13 protein-coding genes are annotated in these 18,605 nt (G+C 68.5%); 10 read left to right on the plus strand and 3 right to left on the minus strand.

The window, feature by feature from the left end:
- The first annotated feature begins 115 nt into the window (after positions 1-115).
- The 3 genes from AC1Z3O_RS14845 to xerD all read left to right on the plus strand — a co-directional run bounded on the left by AC1Z3O_RS14845 (position 116) and on the right by xerD (position 2,690).
- Positions 116-1,084: a tripartite tricarboxylate transporter substrate binding protein BugE gene (locus AC1Z3O_RS14845; protein ID WP_483516463.1), complete on the plus strand. Its 969-nt coding sequence runs from the start codon at positions 116-118 to the stop codon at positions 1,082-1,084.
- 176 nt (positions 1,085-1,260) lie between these two features.
- A complete protein-coding gene (locus tag AC1Z3O_RS14850; RefSeq protein WP_483516464.1) occupies positions 1,261-1,749 on the plus strand; it encodes a methylated-DNA--[protein]-cysteine S-methyltransferase in 489 nt (162 codons plus the stop codon).
- Between the two features lie 5 nt (positions 1,750-1,754).
- Positions 1,755-2,690 carry a site-specific tyrosine recombinase XerD gene (gene xerD, locus AC1Z3O_RS14855; protein WP_483517614.1) on the plus strand — a complete coding sequence of 312 codons (936 nt, stop codon included), beginning with the start codon at positions 1,755-1,757 and terminating at the stop codon, positions 2,688-2,690.
- On the opposite strand, the gene AC1Z3O_RS14860 is transcribed toward xerD, so the two are convergent.
- A complete protein-coding gene (locus AC1Z3O_RS14860; protein WP_483516465.1) occupies positions 2,687-3,379 on the minus strand; it encodes a GntR family transcriptional regulator in 693 nt (230 codons plus the stop codon). The genes xerD and AC1Z3O_RS14860 overlap by 4 nt on opposite strands.
- Before the next feature lie 270 nt (positions 3,380-3,649).
- Between AC1Z3O_RS14860 and AC1Z3O_RS14865 the strand changes: the two genes are divergently transcribed.
- From AC1Z3O_RS14865 to plsY, 4 genes are all read left to right on the plus strand, one after another.
- Positions 3,650-5,071 carry an amidase gene (locus AC1Z3O_RS14865; protein ID WP_483516466.1) on the plus strand — a complete coding sequence of 474 codons (1,422 nt, stop codon included), beginning with the start codon at positions 3,650-3,652 and terminating at the stop codon, positions 5,069-5,071.
- 48 nt (positions 5,072-5,119) lie between these two features.
- The gene (locus tag AC1Z3O_RS14870) at positions 5,120-6,121 is read left to right on the plus strand and encodes a Bug family tripartite tricarboxylate transporter substrate binding protein (RefSeq protein ID WP_483516467.1); all 1,002 of its coding nucleotides are present in this window, start codon (positions 5,120-5,122) and stop codon (positions 6,119-6,121) included.
- 84 nt (positions 6,122-6,205) lie between these two features.
- Positions 6,206-6,700 carry a Cys-tRNA(Pro) deacylase gene (ybaK, locus tag AC1Z3O_RS14875; protein ID WP_483516468.1) on the plus strand — a complete coding sequence of 165 codons (495 nt, stop codon included), beginning with the start codon at positions 6,206-6,208 and terminating at the stop codon, positions 6,698-6,700.
- A 117-nt stretch (positions 6,701-6,817) separates the two neighbouring features.
- Entirely contained in the window at positions 6,818-7,429 is a 612-nt protein-coding gene (gene plsY / locus AC1Z3O_RS14880; RefSeq protein ID WP_483516469.1) for a glycerol-3-phosphate 1-O-acyltransferase PlsY, read from the plus strand.
- A gap of 885 nt (positions 7,430-8,314) precedes the next feature.
- On the opposite strand, the gene AC1Z3O_RS14885 is transcribed toward plsY, so the two are convergent.
- Positions 8,315-9,595 carry an ATP-binding protein gene (locus AC1Z3O_RS14885; RefSeq protein ID WP_483516470.1) on the minus strand — a complete coding sequence of 427 codons (1,281 nt, stop codon included), beginning with the start codon at positions 9,593-9,595 and terminating at the stop codon, positions 8,315-8,317.
- Positions 9,592-10,323 (minus strand): response regulator, encoded by a 732-nt coding sequence (locus AC1Z3O_RS14890; RefSeq protein WP_483516471.1) that lies wholly within the window; start codon positions 10,321-10,323, stop codon positions 9,592-9,594. Before AC1Z3O_RS14890 ends, AC1Z3O_RS14885 begins: the two co-directional genes overlap by 4 nt.
- A 328-nt stretch (positions 10,324-10,651) precedes the next feature.
- Here AC1Z3O_RS14890 and AC1Z3O_RS14895 point away from each other — a divergent pair, with 328 nt between their 5' ends.
- Genes AC1Z3O_RS14895 through AC1Z3O_RS14905 form a run of 3 tightly spaced genes read left to right on the plus strand, consistent with a single transcriptional unit; the run spans position 10,652 to position 18,600 of the window.
- The gene (locus tag AC1Z3O_RS14895; protein WP_483516472.1) at positions 10,652-12,133 is read left to right on the plus strand and encodes an MdtA/MuxA family multidrug efflux RND transporter periplasmic adaptor subunit; all 1,482 of its coding nucleotides are present in this window, start codon (positions 10,652-10,654) and stop codon (positions 12,131-12,133) included.
- 9 nt (positions 12,134-12,142) lie between these two features.
- A complete protein-coding gene (locus tag AC1Z3O_RS14900) occupies positions 12,143-15,304 on the plus strand; it encodes an MdtB/MuxB family multidrug efflux RND transporter permease subunit (RefSeq protein WP_483516473.1) in 3,162 nt (1,053 codons plus the stop codon).
- Positions 15,301-18,600 carry an efflux RND transporter permease subunit gene (locus AC1Z3O_RS14905; RefSeq protein WP_483516474.1) on the plus strand — a complete coding sequence of 1,100 codons (3,300 nt, stop codon included), beginning with the start codon at positions 15,301-15,303 and terminating at the stop codon, positions 18,598-18,600. The genes AC1Z3O_RS14900 and AC1Z3O_RS14905 overlap by 4 nt, the downstream gene beginning before the upstream one ends.
- The last annotated feature ends 5 nt before the right edge of the window (positions 18,601-18,605 follow it).

The raw sequence follows: 18,605 nt of genomic DNA on the forward strand, positions 1-18,605 counted from the left end.
CCTGCACAGACACCGCCGGCGCAGCGCCCGCCACCTGCGAGCGCGGCGCGCCGGTTTTCACACCCCGGGCCTGATCCTGGCCCGGTTTTCAGACGGGAGACACGATCTCATGCAAATGCAGCACAGCAAAATCGCACTGGCCCTGACGCTGGCCGCCTCGGCAAGCTTTGCCCAGGCACAAGGCTTTCCGACCAAGCCGATCCGGCTGATCATTCCCTTCGCGCCGGGCGGCACCACCGACATCGTCGGCCGCGGCGCTGCCGACCAGATGAGCCGCATCCTGGGCCAGCCGGTGGTCGTGGAAAACCGCGCCGGCGGCGGCGGCTCGATCGGCGCCGACGCCATCGCCAAGGCTGCTCCCGACGGCTACACCATCGGCATCTCGACCGTGTCGACGATGGCGGTCAACCCGGCCTGCAACCCGCGCTTGCCGTTCGACCCCATCAAGGACTTCAAGCCCATCACCAACCTGGCTAACGTGGCCAACGTGATCGCGGTCAACCCGAACTTCCCGGCCAAGAACTACAAGGAATTCCTGGCCGTGCTGAAGGCGAACCCGGGCAAGTATTCGTACGCCTCCTCGGGCACCTGCGGCTTCGGCCACATGCTGGGCGAGCAGTTCAAGGTCTCGACCAAGACCTTCATCGTGCACGTGCCCTACCGTGGCGCCGGCCCCGCGCTGAACGACGTGATCGGCGGCCAGGTGCCCATCATGATGGACAACCTGCCGTCGTCCATGCCCTTCATCAAGTCCGGCAAGCTGCGCCCGATCGTGGTGGCCTGGAACAAGCGCCTCGAGTCGATGCCCGACGTGCCGACCTTTGCCGAGATGGGCCTGAAGGAGCCCAACGATCCGGCCTGGTACGGCCTGGTCGCACCGGCCGGCACGCCTGACGACATCATCAACAAGCTGCACGACGCGGCCGTCAAGGCACTGCAGGACAAGGGCCTGCAGGAACGCCTGCGCGCCGCCGGCGCCGAGCCCTCGGGCAACACGCCCGCGCAGCACGCTGCCGAGATCAAGAAGGAATACGACAAGATGAAGAACCTGGTGAAGGTGCAGAACATCAAGCTGGAACAGTAAGTGAAGCAGTAAGGCTGGAGCGATAAGTCCGGCCTGGGCCGCCTCCTGACGGGACGCGGCCGCCTCTTGGGGCCTCCGCGCGGAGGCCCCTTTTTGTTGCCCTCTGTATTGCCCTCTGTGTTACCCCTTTAGGCACCGGGTGCCCGCCCCCTGCCTAAAGGCACTAGAATTCCCGCATGCCAGCCGCCCTGCCTGCCCGCTTCGACGCCGTCTTGCCTGCTCCCTTCGGCAAGGTCGGCGTGCGCGTGGACGAGACCCGCATCCACGAGATCGTGTACCTGCCGCCCGACACGCCGGTGCGGGACAGCACGGCACCGCTGGTGCGCCTGCTGGCCGCGCAGCTCGACGCCTACTACGCCGACCCCGACGCCTCCTTCGACCTGCCGCTGGCGATCCACGGCACGGTCTTCCGCCAGCGCGTGTGGGAAGCCATCTGCGCGGTGCCGCGCGGCGCCGTGACCACCTACGGCGACATCGCCAGGCAGCTCGACAGCGAGCCGCGCGCGGTCGGCCAGGCCTGCGGCGACAACAACCTGCCCATCGTCATCCCCTGCCACCGCGTGGTCAGCCGGCAAGGACTGGGCGGCTTCGCCCACCACTCGGACGGCTACCTGCTGGACGTCAAGCACTGGCTGCTGGTTCACGAAGGCGTGCTGCTGCTATGAGCAATATGCGTGACCTGGGCGAGGTGCTGGCCGCGGTCGAGGCCGCCCCCGCCGACCTGGCGCTGATCGAGCGCTTCTGCGACGCGCTGTGGCTGGAGGACGGACTCTCGCGCAATACCATCGACGCCTACCGCCGCGACCTGACCCTGCTGGCGCGCTGGCTGCACCACACCGGCGCTGGCGCGCTGGCCGGCGTCGACGATACGGTGCTCGCCGCCTACTTCTCCGCGCGGCACCATACAACGCTGGCCTCCTCGGCCAACCGCCGGCTCACGGTGTTCAAGCGTTTCTTCCGCTGGGCGCTGCGCGAGCACCTGATCGAAACCGACCCCTGCCTGCTGCTGCGCCCGGCCAAGCAGCCGCCGCGTTTTCCGAAGACCTTGAGCGAGGCGCAGGTCGACGCCCTGCTCGAGGCCCCCGACACCGCCACCCCGCTCGGCCTGCGTGACCGCACCATGCTGGAGCTGATGTATGCCAGCGGACTGCGCGTGTCCGAGCTGACGCAGATGAAGACGGTGGAGATCGGCTTGAATGAGGGCGTGACGCGCGTGGTGGGCGGCAAGGGCAATAAGGAGCGCCTGGTGCCCTTCGGCGCGCAGGCGGGCGACTGGTTGCGCCGCTACCTGGCCGAGGCGCGCCCCGCGCTGCTGGCCGGCCGTGCCTGCGACGCGCTCTTCGTCACCCAGCGCGGCGAGGGCATGACGCGCCAGACCTTCTGGCACCTGATCAAGCGCCACGCGCGCGAGGCCGGCATCCACGCCCCGCTGTCACCGCACACGCTGCGCCATGCCTTCGCCACCCATCTGCTCAACCATGGCGCCGACCTGCGCGTCGTGCAGCTGCTGCTGGGCCACGCCGACATCTCCACCACGCAGATCTACACCCACGTGGCGCGCGAACGGCTGCGCGAACTGCACCAGCACCACCATCCGCGCGGCTAGTCCGCGCCGCTTCCTGCCTCGCCGGCCGGCTGCAGGCCCAGGGCACGCAGCCGCGCCGTCGAATTGCGGATGTGCTCGCGGGCCAGTCGCTCGGCCTGTTCGCCATCTCCGCTCTCGATCGCCTCCACGATGCGCAGGTGCTCGTCGATGGCGGCGCGCGCGCGGTCCTGCGCAAACAGCACGCGCGGCGCGAAGACTTGCGAGGTCATGTGGACGATGGGCACCTGGCGCGCCAGGTATTCGTTGTCCGCCAGTCCGATGATGGCGGCATGGAACTCGACGTTTGCCGCCGTGTAGGTTTCCGGCTGCCAGGGTGCGAGACTCTCGCGCTGGCGCGCGACGATGGCGCGCAAGGGCGCGCCGGCCTGCCCGCCCAGGCGCTGCGCGGCCAGGCGGGCAGCCAGGCCATCGATCATTTCACGCAGCGCGTAGGCATCCATCAGTTGCTTGAAATCGGCACTGACGACGTTGACGCCGCGCGCCGTCTCGGCGCTGACCAGGCCCTCGCGCTCTAGCAGGCGCAATGCCTCGCGCAAGGGCGTGCGGCTGATCTTGAGGTCTTCCGAGATCTCGACCTGGCGCAGCGGCTTGCCGGGCGGATAGACGCCGCGGTAGATGCGCTCGCGCAATACCTGCGCGACCTCCTCGACCAGGCGTACCCGGCTCTGCCACTCGAACGTTTCCGCCATTTCCCCCTCTTCTCCTGTGTTCTCCCTGTGCGTCTGCTGCCCTGTCCCTGCTTGCGCGGGATCGCCGCCCCGTGGATGCACGCAGTTTACAAGGCCGGTACGCAGGTCTACTATAGACCCGAACACTGGATTCTGGATCCAAAGAACAATATAAAGGCATCAACCAACCAGGGATGCTGACGGCATGGGCACGCCATAGAACACATGGCCTGCCCTGGCTGGACCACGCCGGCGCCGGATTGCCATCCCTCTGCCTTCGGAGACCCCTCGATGCACGAGGACCCCTGCCTCTTGCCCGCCACCGAGCTGCGCGGGCGGATCGCACGCCGCGAACTGTCGCCCGTCGAACTGACCGAGGCCGTGCTGGCGCGCGCGACCCGGCTGCAGCCGGAACTGAACTGCTTCATCACGCTCTGCGCGGAGCAGGCCATGGACGCCGCCCGCGCCGCGGAGCAGGCCGTCATGTCCGGCCAGCCGCTCGGCCTGCTGCACGGCATTCCGTTCACGGTCAAGGACATCGTGAACACACAGGGCGTGCGCACCACCTTCGGCGCCATCTCTCACCAGCACAACGTGCCCGCCCAGGATGCCGTGTCGGTGGCGCGGCTGCGCGAGCAGGGCGCCATCCTGATCGGCAAGACCACCACGCCCGAGTTCGGCTCGAAATGCCTGACCGATTCACCGTTGTTCGGCCGCACCCGCAATGCCTGGAGCGCCGAGCGCACCAGCGGCGGTTCCAGCGGCGGCGCGGCGGTCGCCGTGGCCAGCGGCATCGCGCCGCTGGCGGTGGCCACCGATGGCGGCGGCTCGACGCGCATTCCGGCGGCCTGCAACGGCGTGGTCGGCATCAAGCAGAGCCTGGGCGTCATCCCCCACAGCCAGGCACAGGACCTGTTCGGCAACCAGACCTATGTCACGCCGACCACGCGCACGGTGGCCGACACCGGCCTGATGATGCAGGTCATGGCGGGCGAGCACGGCTGCGATCCGTGGTCGGTCGGCGTGCCCAAGCCAGACTACGTCGGCGCCGCGCGCGCCGAGGGCGACCTGAGCGGCCGCCGCGTGCTGTATTGCCTGGCACCGCCGGGACGGCCGGTCGCGGCGGACGTGGCACGCGCCTTCGAGGCCAGCCTGCACAAGCTCGCCGCGCTCGGCGCCGAGCTGGAGCCGTTCTCCGGCGAGGGCTTCGACGTCGAACCGATCTGGCGCGCGATCAACCATACGGTCTGGCGCACGCGCTTTGCGCCCATCGTGGCTGCACACGGCGAGCAGCTCAGCGATACCTTCAAGCGGCAGATCGAGTCGGCCGCGCAGTTCAGCGGCGTGCAGTACCAGCAGGCCATGTTCGAACGCTCCGCGCTGTTCCTGCGCGTGCAGGCGCTGCTGGAACGCGCCGACCTGCTCGCCATGCCCACGCTGATGCGCACCGCGCTGCCGATCGGGCAGGACCTGTTCGGCACCATCGACATCGACGGCCGTGCCTGCGAGAACGTGCGCGCGCACTGGTTCCCCTGGACCATGCCCTTCAATATGACCGGCCACCCGGCCATCAGCCTGCCCTGTGGCTTCGGCGACGATGGCCTGCCCGTGGGCCTGCAGCTCGTGGGCCGCCTGCGCGGCGATGCCGCATTGCTGCGCGCCGCCGCGCTGTTCGAATCCACCCACGACCTGCTCGCGCGCTGGCCCGCCTGAACGCCGCGCTGCCATCACCCGACCCGCCACCGCACCACCGCCCCCACCATGATGAAGACCGACGCCATCCGCCGCCGATTCCTGATCCAAGCCTTCGCGCTGTCCGCCTGTGCCGCCGCCATCGCCCTGCCGCGCCCGGCGGCCGCCGAGGACGAGGTGCCCACGCGCATCATCGTCGGCTACGCGCCGGGCGGCGCCGCCGACAGTCTCGCGCGCATCTATGCCGAGCAGCTGCGCCAGGACGGCCATGGCACGGTCATCGTCGAGAACCGGCCCGGCGCGTCCGCGCGGCTTGCGCTGGACTACGTCAAGCGCGCCAAGCCCGATGGCAAGACCATCTTCATCGGCCCATCGCCGCTGTTCACCATCTTTCCGCTGACCTACCGCAAGCTGTCCTACGACGCGGACAAGGACCTGGTGCCGGCCGCGCTGCTGACCGAAGTACCGACGGTGGTGGCCGCGGGCGTGCACCAGCCGTACAAGGACATGAAGGAGTACATCGCCTGGGCCAAGCAGAACCCGTCCCGCGCCAGCCTGGGCCTGGCGACCATCGGCAGCGCCGGCCACCTCGGCGCGGTCGCGCTGGGCAAGGCGACCGGCGCGCAGATCACGCCGGTCGCCTATCGCGGCGCCTCGCCGATGCTGGTGGACGTGGTGGGCGGCAATGTGTCGATCGGCTGGGATGCGGTGGCCAGCATGATGCAGCTGTACAAGGGCGGCAAGCTGCGCTTCCTCGGCGTCAGCGGCACGCGGCGCGCGAAGGCGCTGCCCGAAGTGCCCACGCTCAAGGAGCAGGGCTTCGACCAGTTCGAATTCGCCACCAGCTGGTACGGCGCCTTCCTGCCCGCGGGCACGCCGCCGGACGTGGTGGCAGGCGTGGGCAAGATGTTCATCGCCGCCTCGGGCAACACCAGCACCGCGGCCAAGCTGGAAACGCTGGGCCTGGAGGTGGACGCCAAGCCGGGCGCAGAGGCCCTGCGCCGCATCAAGGTGGAACGCGCGGCCTGGAAGCCTATCGTCGAGGCCTCCGGCTTCGTCGCCGAGGACTGAGCCGGCGCCCCGGCTGCCGGCCGGGGCCGGCAGCGCAGGCCCGGCCTCGTGTATCCTTCACGGCATCGGGCAAGCCGCGCCATCATGAGCAAGAACAAACACGTATCCGAAACGCCAGCCACGCAGTTGCTGCGCAAGCACCGCATCGACTTCGGCGAACACCCTTACGAATATGTCGATCACGGTGGCACCACCGAATCGGCGCGCCAGCTCGGCGTGCCCGAGCATCAGGTGGTCAAGACGCTGATCATGGAAGACGAGCGCGCCCAGCCGCTGGTCGTGCTGATGCACGGCGACTGCTCGGTCTCGACCAAGAACCTGGCGCGCCAGATCGGCTGCAAGAGCGTGCAGCCCTGCAAGCCGGAGGTGGCGCAGCGCCATAGCGGCTACCTGGTGGGCGGCACCTCGCCCTTCGGCACGCGCAAGCGCATGCCGGTCTATGTCGAGTCCAGCGTGCTGGCGCTCGAGCGGATCTACATCAATGGCGGCAAGCGCGGCTACCTCGTCAGCCTGGCACCCGCGGCGCTGACCGCGCTGCTGGAGGCCAAGCCGGTGCAATGCGCGCTGCAGGACAGCTGACGGCGGCCGTGCGCCCGCGCCGCCGGAAAAAATAGGGGAAGTCACCAAGGCGGCACCCGCCATGCCGCCCTCCCCGCCGCGCTACAATCGCGCCAGCTTCAGAACACACTCCCCCACATGGCCAATCTGCTCTTCGCCCTCGCCGCCTACCTGATCGGTTCGATCTCCTTTGCCGTCGTCGTCAGCAAGGCGATGGGACTGCCCGACCCGCACACCTACGGCTCCGGCAACCCCGGTGCCACCAATGTGCTGCGCTCCGGCAGCAAGAAGGCGGCCGTGCTGACCCTGCTGGGCGACGCCCTCAAGGGTTGGGTGGCGGTTTGGCTGGCGCAGAAATTCGGCCCGGCCTACGGCGTCGACGACACCGGCTTCGCCATGGTGGCTGCGGCGGTCTTCCTCGGCCACCTGTTCCCCGTCTTCTTCCGCTTCGCCGGGGGCAAGGGCGTGGCCACTGCGGCCGGCATCCTGTTCGCCATCCATCCCCTGCTGGGCGCCGGCACGCTGGCAACCTGGCTGATCATCGCCTTCTTCTTCCGCTACTCTTCGCTGGCGGCACTGATCGCGGCCATCTTCGCGCCCGTCTTCTACGTGATGATGTTTGGCGTCGACGTCATGGCCGGCGCCGTGCTCGCCATTGCGGTGCTGCTGATCGCACGCCACCGCCAGAACATTGCCAAGCTGCTGGCCGGCAAGGAAAGCCGGATCGGGGAGAAGAAGAAGGCGCACTGAGGGGCGGCAGGTTGGAGCCCGGCTGGCTTGCACGCTCGAGCACTGATTGACGCGCCATCGCATCGGCCGGCGCCTGCCCTCTCCCCCGGCCCCTCTCCCGCAAGCGGGAGAGGGGAGCACACCAGCGCGGGGCGAAACCCAGCGCGCTTGCCGAAGCCGGCAGGATGCGCCAAGATCAATCGCCAAGCATAGTGTCTTGGCTCCCTCTCCCCTCATGGGGAGAGGGTTGGGGAGAGGGGTGGTCTAGCAAGGCACCACGTAAAGACGAAGCCGTCGGTGTGGTCCAGCGCGTCGACGCAAAGACGAAGTCGATGGTGTGATCCAGCACGCCGCCGTTCGCAAGCGCCTGCCCTCTCCCCCGGCCCCTCTCCCGCAAGCGGGAGAGGGGAGCACACCGGCGCGTAGCGAAGCCCATCGCGCTTGCCGAATCCAACAAGGATGCGCCAACGCCGCTGGCCAAGCATAGTGTCCTGGCTCCCTCTCCCCTCATGGGGAGAGGGTTGGGGAGAGGGGTGGTCTAGCAAGGCACCACGTACAAACGAAGCCGTCGGTGTGATCCAGCACGCCGAGGCAAAGACGAAGCCGTCGGTGTTATCCAGCACGTCGCCGTTTGCAAGCGCCTGCCCTCACCCCCACCCCCTCTCCCGCGAGCGGGAGAGGGGAGCAAACCAGCGCGGCGCGAATCTCAACGCGCTAGCCGAATCAACGCGCTAGCCGAAGCCGACAAGATGCTCCAACGCCGCTGGCCAAGCATAGTGTCTTGACCCCCTCTCCCCTCATGGGGAGAGGGCCGGGGTGAGGGGTGGTCTAGCAAGGCGCCACGTACAACGAAGCCGTCGGTGTTGTCCAGCACGCCAACGCCAAGACGAAGCCACTAGCACCCACTCAAGCCGCCTGCGCCACCTGCGCAAACGGAAACACCATCTCCACCCGCAACCCGCCCTCGGGCAGGTTGCGCAGCGCCAGCCTGCCGCCACCCTGCCGCACCAGGCGGTCGACGATGGCCAGGCCCAGCCCGGAGTGGGCATTGCCCCCGCGCGCGGGGTCGAGCCGCACGAAGGGCAGCGTGACCCGTTCCATCGCCTCGGCCGGGATACCCGGCCCCTGGTCTTCCACCAGCAGGTGCCAGCCATCGGCCTGGCGCTGGGTGACGATGCGCACTGGCGGCATGCCGTAGGCATAAGCGTTGTCGACCAGGTTGCCGACGATGCGGTCGAGCTGGGTGGCGATCATGCGGAAGCCCTCGCCGGCGCCCAGCGCCAGCTCGACGGGGCGGTCCTGCTCGGCCAGCGAAGCCGCCAGCTCGTGCATGCGCTTGTCCACCGGCACCGGCCGCGCGGTAGGCTCGCCGCTCTGGGCGAAGGTCAGGAACTGCTCGACGATGGCCGACATCGACTCGACGTCGCGCGTGACGCCGGCCGCAGCCTTCGGGTCAGACAGCATCTCGGCACGCAGGCGCAGACGCGCCAGCGGCGTCTTCAGGTCATGGGCGATGCCCGCCAGCATGGTGTTGCGCTCCTGGTCGATGCGCGCCAGGTCGGACATCATGCCGTTGAAGCGCACGATCAGCTGGCGCAGTTCATGGGGACCGCGCTCGCGCAGCGGCGGCACCGCCTGCTGGCGCGCGAGCTGCGCCGCCGCCGCGGCCATGTCGCGCACCGGGCGCTGGATCTGCCAGGCGACGATCAGCGCGAACAGGATGGCGACGCCGACCACCAGGATCACGCCAGGCACCAGCCGATTGTCGGGCGGCGGGTTGACCACCCACAGCATGGGCATGGCGATCCAGTCATGGCGCGTCGGCAGCTTGATCCACAGCCGCGGCGTGCTGTCGTCTTCCACGCGCAGCTCGGTACCCGGCGGCAGCCGCCGCGAGAACTGCTCCACCAGCCGGCGCGAGCGGCCGCCCTTGGGTACCGTCGCGTGCTCGACGGCGCTGGTCGAATTAGCGACCTCGACCAGGCTCGGCAAGGGCGCCGGCGGCCTGGCGTCGAGCGCGCGTTCGATGCTGGTGAGCTGGAACAGCATCTGCTCGACGGAATAGTCCACCTGCTGCTGGCGGCGGTCCAGGCGCAGGATCGCCAGCCAGGAAAAGTGACTGACCACCAGCACGGCCGCGATCAGCAGGGCCATGCGACCGAAAAGCGTATCGATGCGTAGCTTCATCGCGCGCCGGGATCGGCCTCGTCCGGGACGAAGGTATAGCCGCGTCCGCGCACCGTCTGGATATAGCGCGGACGCTGTGCATCCTCGTCGAGCAGGCGGCGCAGGCGCCAGATCTGCACATCGATGCCGCGGTCGCTGATGCCGCTGGCGGTGCCGTACATCAGTTCGACGATGCGCTCGCGCGACAAGACCTCGAGCGGGTGCATCAGCAACAACTTGAGCAGGGCGAACTCGGTGTCGCTGATCGCGACCTCGCTGCCGCTGCGCGCCAGCGAGCGCTGGCGGAAATTGACGCGGAAGGGCCCGAAGCTGATCGCCTCGCGGTCTTCAGGCGCTGCGGCGGCCCGGGGCAGCTTGCGGCGCAGCACCGCATTGATGCGGGCCAGCAGCTCGCGTGGCGAGAACGGCTTGCCGAGGTAGTCGTCGGCGCCGATCTCCAGCCCGACGATGCGGTCGATCTCGTCGCTGCGTGCAGTCAGCAGGATGACCGGGATATCATCGTTCTTCGCGCGCAGGTTGCGCAGCGCGGTCAGGCCGTCGGTCTTGGGCATCATCAGGTCCAGCACGATGAGTGCCGGCCGCTCGCGCTCGAGGCGGGCCGGCAGGCCTTCCCCATCGTGCAGCACGGACACGGCGAATCCCTGCTGGCTAAGATATTCGCGCAGCAGGTCACGCAATTCGGGATCGTCGTCGACGACAAGGATCTGGATAGGCTGGTTGGCTCGCATAAGCAGATGATAATCAGACTGGAACGCACATGCGGCCGCTTTTGTTTCTGCAGATTACACCCGTGAGCACCGCGTAAACATCTGTAATATTTCTCTCGGCGCTAGAAACACATGCGGCCGGGCAGGCACATTATCCTTAGCATAAGTTGGAACCGCCGGGCCGCGCCTGCCGCCTGGCCTCTGCCCTATGCGCCCGAAGGCGCTGACGCGGCACCACGTGGCAAGCCCCCCGCCGACTGGCTGTTCAGCTCGATACGGCATACTTCTGCTTCCTTTTTCTTCAAAACCGTGCCGATGCGCAAGGCGCATCGCCCCCTGGAACCCGGTCATGGCCCACCCTGAACAAGATCCGTCGCTCAATCCGCCTCCGGCAGGCTCCGGGCAGCATGCCCGCTCGCCACGCCGCAAGCTGATCGCAGCCGTCGTGCTTGTGGTGCTGGCGGGAGGCGGCTGGTACTGGCACAAGCACCGCAGCGCCGCCTCGGCCGACGCGCCCGCGGCGGCCGCCGCAGGACGTGGCGCACCCGGCGCATCCGCGGCCGCGGGCGGCAGGGGTGGCCCCGGCGGGCCGGGCGCGGGCATGCCGCGCTCGCCGGTGGTGGTCAGCCGCGTCATCCAGCGCGACATGCACGTCGTCCTGAACGGCCTCGGCAACGTCACCCCGGTCGCCAATGTGACCGTGCGCGTCCAGGTGTCCGGCCCGTTGCTGCGGGTGCTGTTCAAGGAAGGCCAGATGGTCAAGGCCGGCGACGTGCTCGCCGAGATCGACCCGCGCCCCTTCCAGGCCGCGCTCGACCAGGCCGTGGGCACGCTGGCGCGCGACCGCGCGCTGCTGGAGAACGCGCGCCTGGACCAGAAGCGCTACCGTACCCTGCTGTCCCAGGACTCGATCTCCAGCCAGCAGGTCGACACGCAGGATGCACTGGTGCGCCAGTACGAGGGCACGGTCAAGACCGACCAGGCCAATGTGGACAATGCTCGCCTGCAGCTCGGCTACACGCGCGTGCTGGCGCCGGTTTCCGGACGTATCGGCCTGCGCCAGGTCGATCCGGGCAATATCGTCAACACCACCGACACCAACGGCATCGCGCTGATCACCCAGATCTCGCCCATCGCCGTGCTGTACACCATTCCCGAGGACAACCTGCCGTCGGTGCTCAAGCGCCTGAACGCCGGCGAAAAGCTGCCCGTGGTGGCGCTGGACCGCCAGGCGCGCAACCAGCTGGCCGAAGGCGAGCTGCTGACCACCGACAACCAGATCGACACGACCACCGGCACGGTCAAGCTCAAGGCCATCTTCCCCAATACCGACGGCCTGCTCTTCCCCAACCAGTTCGTCAATGTGCGCACGCGCGTGGACACGCTCAAGGACGCCACCGTGATCCCGGTCGCTGCTGTGCAGCGTGGACAGCAAGGCACCTTCGTCTATGTGGTCGACAGCAACAACCAGGTCAAGGTGCAGACCGTCACGCTGGGCCCGGGCGACGAGAGCCACGTGTCGATCTCCCAGGGGCTGCGGCCCGGCCAGCGCGTGGTGGTCGATGGCGCCGACCGGCTCAAGGAAGGCATGACGGTGGTGACGGTGGACCCGGCGGCACGCGCCGCCGAACTGGTGCCGGCCAGCCAGCCGCGCGGACGCCGCCACCGCCGCGACGGCGCCGGAGGTGGCGCCAGCGGCGCCGCCGCGGCTGCCGGTGCGAACGGTGCCAGCGCGCCCGGTGGCGAGGGCGGGCAACGGCGACGCGGCGCCGACGGCGCGGCCAGCGGTGCCGCGGCAGCGCGCGGCGACGCCGCGGCTGCACGCCAGTAAGGATCACGCATGAACCCCTCACGCCTGTTCATCGAGCGCCCGGTAGCCACCGCGCTGCTGATGCTCGCCATCCTGCTGTCCGGCCTGGTGGCCTTCAAGCTGCTGCCGCTGTCGGCGCTGCCGGAGGTGGACTACCCCACCATCCAGGTCACCACGCTCTATCCCGGCGCGAGCCCCGACGTCATGACGTCGTCGATCACCGCGCCGCTGGAGCGCCAGTTCGGCCAGATGCCCGGGCTCAAGCAGATGTCGTCCACCTCGTCGGGCGGCGCCTCGGTGATCACGCTGCAGTTCGAGCTGACGCTGTCGCTCGACGTGGCCGAGCAAGAGGTGCAGGCGGCCATCAATGCCGGCGGCAACCTGCTGCCCGCCGACCTGCCGATGCCGCCGGTCTACAGCAAGGTCAACCCGGCCGACGCCCCCATCCTGACGCTGGGCATCACCTCCGACACGCTGCCGCTGCCCAAGCTGCAGGACATGGTGGACACGCGTGTGGCGCAGAAGATCTCCCAGGTCCAGGGCGTCGGCCTGGTCACGCTCAGCGGCGGCCAGCGCCCCGCGGTGCGCGTGCAGGCTAACCCGACCGCCCTGGCCTCGCTCGGCATGTCGATCGACGACCTGCGCACCGCCATCGGCAACGCCAACGTCAACGGCTCCAAGGGCAGCTTCGACGGCCCCGCGCGGGCGTCCACCATCGACGCCAACGACCAGCTCAAGTCGGCCGACGAGTACAAGCAGATCATCATCGGCTACCAGAACGGCGCGCCGATCCGCATCACCGACGTCGCCAACATCATCGACGGCGCCGAAAACAGCCGGCTGGCGGCCTGGTCCAACGACAGGCCCGCCGTCATCATGAACATCCAGCGCCAGCCCGGCGCCAACGTGATCGAGGTGGTGGACCGCATCAAGACGCTGCTGCCGCAGCTGCAGAAATCGCTGCCGGCGGCCGTGCACGTGCAACTGCTGACCGACCGCACCACCACCATCCGCGCCTCGGTGCGCGACGTGGAGTTCGAACTGCTGCTGGCGGTGGCGCTGGTGGTGATGGTGATCTTCGTCTTCCTGCGCAATGTGCCGGCCACCATCATCCCGGGCGTGGCCGTGCCGCTGTCGCTGGTGGGCACCTTCGGCGTGATGTACCTGGCCGGCTTCTCGATCAACAACCTGACCTTGATGGCGCTGACCATCGCCACCGGCTTCGTGGTGGACGATGCGATCGTGATGATCGAGAACATCATGCGCTACATCGAGCAGGGCGAGAAGCCGATGGCCGCGGCGCTCAAGGGCTCCAAGCAGATCGGCTTCACCATCATCTCGCTGACCTTCTCGCTGGTGGCCGTGCTGATCCCGCTGCTGTTCATGGGCGATGTGGTCGGCCGCCTGTTCCGCGAGTTCGCCATCACGCTGGCGGTGTCGATCCTGATCTCCGCAGTGGTGTCGCTGACGCTCACGCCGATGATGTGCGCGCGCCTGCTGCACCACGTTCCCGAAGAAAAGCTGTCGCGCCTCCACCGCGCCAGCGGCCGCTTCTTCGACGGCGTCATCGCCGGCTACGGCCGCGCCCTCCAATGGGTGCTCGACCGCCAGACGGCCACGCTGCTGGTGGCCATCGGCACGCTGGTGCTGACCGTGCTGCTCTATATGGTGGTGCCCAAGGGCTTCTTCCCGGTGCAGGACACCGGCGTGATCCAGGCCATCACCGAGGCCTCGCAGAGCACCTCCTTCACAGCCATGGGGCAGAAGCAGGAGGCGATCGCCAAGGTGGTGCTGCAGGACCCGGCGGTCGAGAGCCTGTCGTCCTTTATCGGCGTGGACGGCACCAACGCCACGCTCAACGCCGGGCGCATGCTGATCAACCTGAAGCCCAAGGACCAGCGCAGCGACAGCATCGAGGACATCACGCACCGCCTGCAGGCCTCGGTGGAGAAGCTGGGCGGCGTGTCCCTGTACCTGCAGCCGGTGCAGGACCTGACCATCGAGGACCGCGTGGCGCGCACGCAGTACCAGTTCACGGTGCAGGACCCCGATCCCGCCAACCTGGCCACCTGGGTGCCGCGCCTGGTCCAGCGCCTGAAGCAGGAGCCGGAAATGCGCGACGTCGCCAGCGACCTGCAGATCAACGGCCTGCGCGCCTACGTGGAGATCGACCGCGACGCCGCCGCCCGCTTCGGCATCACCACCGCGGTGATCGACAGCGCGCTGTACAGCGCCTACGGCCAGCGCCTGGTGTCGACCATCTTCACGCAGTCGAACCAGTACCGCGTGGTGCTGGAGACCATGCCGGACTTCCGTACCGGGCCGCAATCGCTGTCCGAGCTGCGCCTGCCCTCCTCTTCCGGCGGCCAGGTGCCGCTGGGCTCGGTGGCGCGCATCAGCGAGCGCACCGGCCCGCTGGCGATCAACCACCAGGGCCAGTTCCCCTCGTCGACCATCTCCTTCAACCTGGCGCCGGGCACGTCGCTGGGCGCCGCGGTCGACAAGATCAGCCAGGTCGAGCGGGAGATCGGCCTGCCGATCTCGATGCAGACCGACTTCCAGGGTGCGGCGCTGGCCTTCCGCGCCTCGCTGTCGAACACGCTGTGGCTGATCCTCGCCGCCGTGGTGACGATGTACATCGTGCTCGGCGTGCTGTACGAGAGCACCATCCACCCGGTCACCATCCTCTCCACGCTGCCCTCGGCCGGCGTGGGCGCGCTGCTGGCGCTGCTGGTGTCCGGCGAGGACCTCGGCATCATCGCCATCATCGGCATCATCCTGCTGATCGGCATCGTCAAGAAAAACGCCATCATGATGATCGACTTCGCGCTGGAGGCCGAGCGCGAAGGCGGCATGAAGCCGCGCGACGCCATCTTCCAGGCCTGCCTGCTGCGCTTCCGGCCCATCCTGATGACCACCATGTCGGCACTGCTGGCCGCCCTGCCGCTGATGATGGGCACCGGCATCGGCTCGGAACTGCGCCGTCCGCTGGGCATCACCATGGTCGGCGGCCTGCTGGTGAGCCAGGTGTTGACGCTGTTCACCACGCCGGTCATCTACCTGGCCTTCGACCGCATCGCGCAGCGGCTGGCGGATTGGCGCAAGCGCCATATCGGCGACCCGGGCAAGCCCGATGACGATGGCGACGGCGGCTGGGGCGGCGGCATATCAGAGCCCGTGGAGCCGCGATGAACCTGTCCGCGCTCTTCATCCGCCGGCCGGTCGCCACCGCACTGCTGACGCTGGGCATCCTGCTGGCCGGCATAGCGGCGCTGCGCATGCTGCCGGTGTCGCCGCTGCCGCAGGTGGACTTCCCCACCATCTCGGTGTCGGCGACGCTGCCTGGCGCCAGCCCGGAGACCATGGCCGCCACTGTGGCCACGCCGCTGGAGCGCGCGCTCGGGGCCATCGCCGGCGTCACCGAGATCACCTCGTCGAGCTCGCTGGGCTCGACCCGGGTGACGCTGCAGTTCGACCTGTCGCGCGATATCGACGGCGCGGCACGCGACGTGCAGGCGGCCATCAATGCCGCGCGCGGCACGCTGCCCACCAGCCTGCCGAACAACCCGACCTACCGCAAGGTCAACCCGGCCGACGCGCCCATCATGATCATCGGCCTGACCTCGCCGACCATGACGCGCGGCCAGCTCTACGATGCGGCCTCCAGCATCCTGGCGCAGAAGCTGTCGCAGATCGAGGGCGTGGGCCAGGTCACGGTGGGCGGCGCCTCGCTGCCGGCCGTGCGCGTCGAGCTGAATCCGACCGCGCTGAACAAGTACGGCATCTCGCTGGAGGATGTGCGCACGACCATCAGCGCCAGCAACGCCAACCGGCCGCTCGGCACAGTCGAGAACCGGGACAAGAACTGGCAGGTCTACGCCAACGACCAGAACAAGACGGCGGCCCAGTACGAGCCGCTGATCATCCGCTACGCCACGCCGGGCACCTTTTCGTCCACCTCCGCCGGCGCGCTGATCGCCAGCACGGCCAACGCTACCGCCGGCGGCGGGGTCAGCACCAAGACCGTCAACGGCGTCACCATCACCACCATCACCACCAGCAGCGGCACCACCACCATCAGCACCGGCGCCACCGGCGGCAATGCCTCCGGCAAGGGCCCCAATGCCTTCGCGGTGCCGGTGCGGCTGTCCGACGTGGCGAACGTGATCGACTCGGTGGAAGACATCCGCAATGCTGGCTCGGCCAACGGCAAGCCTTCCGTGCTGCTGGTGCTCTTCCGCTCGCCCGGCGCCAACATCATCGAGACGGTCGATCGCGTCACGGCAACGCTGCCGCAACTGCAGAAGATGATCCCGGCGGCCATCCAGATGGACGTGATGATGGACCGCACGCCCACCATCCGCGCCTCGCTGCGCGAGGTCGAGCACACGCTGATGATCTCGGTGGGCCTGGTCATCATGGTGGTCTTCCTGTTCCTGCGCAATGTGCGCGCCACCCTGATCCCCAGCGTGGCGGTGCCGGTGTCGCTGATCGGCACCTTCACCGTGATGTACCTGGCCGGCTTCAGCCTGAACAATCTCTCGCTGATGGCGCTGACCATCGCCACCGGCTTCGTGGTGGACGACGCGATCGTGGTGCTCGAGAACATCTCCCGCCACGTGGAGGAAGGCATGAAGCCGATGGCCGCGGCGTTCCGCGGCGCGCGCGAGGTGGGCTTCACGGTGCTGTCGATGAGCCTGTCGCTGATCGCCGTGTTCATCCCGCTGCTGATGATGGGCGGCATCGTCGGCCGCCTGTTCCAGGAATTCGCCATCACGCTGTCGGTGGCGATCCTGGTCTCGCTGGTGGTCTCGCTGACGACCACGCCGATGATGTGCTCGCGCCTGCTCAAGACGGCCGAGCCCGAAAAGCAGGGGCGCTTCTTCCGCGCCAGTGAGCGTGTGTTCGACTGGCTGCACCGCGGCTATGCGCGCTCGCTGGACCTGGCGCTGCGCCACAGCAGGGTGGTGTGGCTGATCCTGCTGGCCACGGTGGGCCTGAACGTGTGGCTCTACACCGTCGTGCCCAAGGGCTTCTTCCCGCAGCAGGACACGGGGCGCCTGATCGGCTTCATCCGCGCCGACCAGGCCACCTCCTTCCAGGCCATGCGCACCAAGCTGGACAACTTCATCCACATCGTGCGGTCGGACCCCGCCGTGGTCAACGTAACCGGCTTCACCGGCGGCTCGCAACGCAACACCGGCCAGATGTTCGTCACGCTCAAGCCGCTGTCCGAGCGCAAGGAGACGGCCGACCAGGTGATCGCGCGGCTGCGCGGCAAGCTGGCCAAGGAGCCGGGCGCGACCCTGTTCCTGCAGTCGGTGCAGGACATCCGCATCGGCGGCCGCCAGAGCAGCTCGCAGTACCAGTTCACGCTGCAGTCCGACGACCTGCAGGTGCTGCGTGAGTGGGAGCCCAAGGTGCGCGCCGCGCTGACCAACGTCAAGGGCCTGGAAGATATCGACACCGACACCAACGACAAGGGCTTGCAGACCTCGGTTATCATCAACCGCGACGCGGCCTCCAGACTGGGCGTCACCGTGCAGCAGATCGACGCCGTGCTCAACAACGCCTTCGGCCAGCGCCAGGTGGCCACCATCTACAACCCGCTGAACCAGTACCGCGTGGTGATGGAGCTGAGCCCGGAGTATCTGCAGAGCCCGCAGGCGCTCAAAGACATCTATGTGGTGGTGGGCGGCGGCAGGCGCGTGCCGCTGTCGGCCTTCGCACACGTGGAGCCGACCAGCACGCCCCTGGGCGTGAACCACCAGGGCCAGTTCGCCGCTTCCACCATCTCCTTCAACCTGGCCGAGGGCTTCTCGCTGTCGCAGGCCACCGAGGCGGTGCAGCAGGCGATGGCGCGCATCGGCGCGCCCGAGACGCTGCGCGCCAGCTTCCAGGGCAGCGCGCGCGCCTTCCAGGACTCGCTCAAGAGCCAGCCGCTGCTGATCCTGGCGGCGCTGATCACGATCTATATCGTGCTGGGCATGCTCTACGAGAGCTACGTGCACCCCCTGACCATCCTGTCGACGCTGCCGTCCGCCGGCGTGGGCGCGCTGCTGGCATTGCTGGCCACCGGCACGGACTTCACCATCATCGCCCTGATCGGCGTGATCCTGCTGATCGGCATCGTGAAGAAGAACGCCATCATGATGATCGACTTCGCTATCGACGCGGAGCGCCGCGAGGGCCTGCCGCCGCAGGAGGCGATCTACCGCGCCTGCCTGCTGCGCTTCCGCCCCATCCTGATGACCACGATGGCGGCGCTGCTGGGCGCAGTGCCGCTGGCGCTGGGCCGCGGCGACGGCGCGGAACTGCGCTCGCCGCTGGGCATCTCCATCGTCGGCGGCCTGGTGATGAGCCAGTTGCTGACGCTGTACACCACGCCGGTGGTCTACCTGACGCTCGACCGCTGGCGCCTCAAGGTGCAAGCCTGGCGCCGCCGCCGTGCCGGATCCGGCGCGCGCGCGGCCGGCCTCGAATCCTGAATGCG

This window comes from Cupriavidus sp. 09_S30, assembly GCF_056930435.1.

Bases quoted from the DNA above. Each gene is read 5' to 3' on its own strand.
- AC1Z3O_RS14895 (WP_483516472.1), top strand. From the start codon at position 10,652: ATGGCCCACCCTGAACAAGATCCGTCGCTCAATCCGCCTCCGGCAGGC.
- AC1Z3O_RS14850 (WP_483516464.1), top strand. From the start codon at position 1,261: ATGCCAGCCGCCCTGCCTGCCCGCTTCGACGCCGTCTTGCCTGCTCCC.
- AC1Z3O_RS14900 (WP_483516473.1), top strand. From the start codon at position 12,143: ATGAACCCCTCACGCCTGTTCATCGAGCGCCCGGTAGCCACCGCGCTG.
- AC1Z3O_RS14890 (WP_483516471.1), bottom strand. From the start codon at position 10,323: ATGCGAGCCAACCAGCCTATCCAGATCCTTGTCGTCGACGACGATCCC.
- plsY (WP_483516469.1), top strand. From the start codon at position 6,818: ATGGCCAATCTGCTCTTCGCCCTCGCCGCCTACCTGATCGGTTCGATC.
- AC1Z3O_RS14905 (WP_483516474.1), top strand. From the start codon at position 15,301: ATGAACCTGTCCGCGCTCTTCATCCGCCGGCCGGTCGCCACCGCACTG.
- AC1Z3O_RS14845 (WP_483516463.1), top strand. From the start codon at position 116: ATGCAGCACAGCAAAATCGCACTGGCCCTGACGCTGGCCGCCTCGGCA.
- xerD (WP_483517614.1), top strand. From the start codon at position 1,755: ATGCGTGACCTGGGCGAGGTGCTGGCCGCGGTCGAGGCCGCCCCCGCC.
- AC1Z3O_RS14860 (WP_483516465.1), bottom strand. From the start codon at position 3,379: ATGGCGGAAACGTTCGAGTGGCAGAGCCGGGTACGCCTGGTCGAGGAG.
- AC1Z3O_RS14865 (WP_483516466.1), top strand. From the start codon at position 3,650: ATGCACGAGGACCCCTGCCTCTTGCCCGCCACCGAGCTGCGCGGGCGG.
- ybaK (WP_483516468.1), top strand. From the start codon at position 6,206: ATGAGCAAGAACAAACACGTATCCGAAACGCCAGCCACGCAGTTGCTG.
- AC1Z3O_RS14870 (WP_483516467.1), top strand. From the start codon at position 5,120: ATGATGAAGACCGACGCCATCCGCCGCCGATTCCTGATCCAAGCCTTC.
- AC1Z3O_RS14885 (WP_483516470.1), bottom strand. From the start codon at position 9,595: ATGAAGCTACGCATCGATACGCTTTTCGGTCGCATGGCCCTGCTGATC.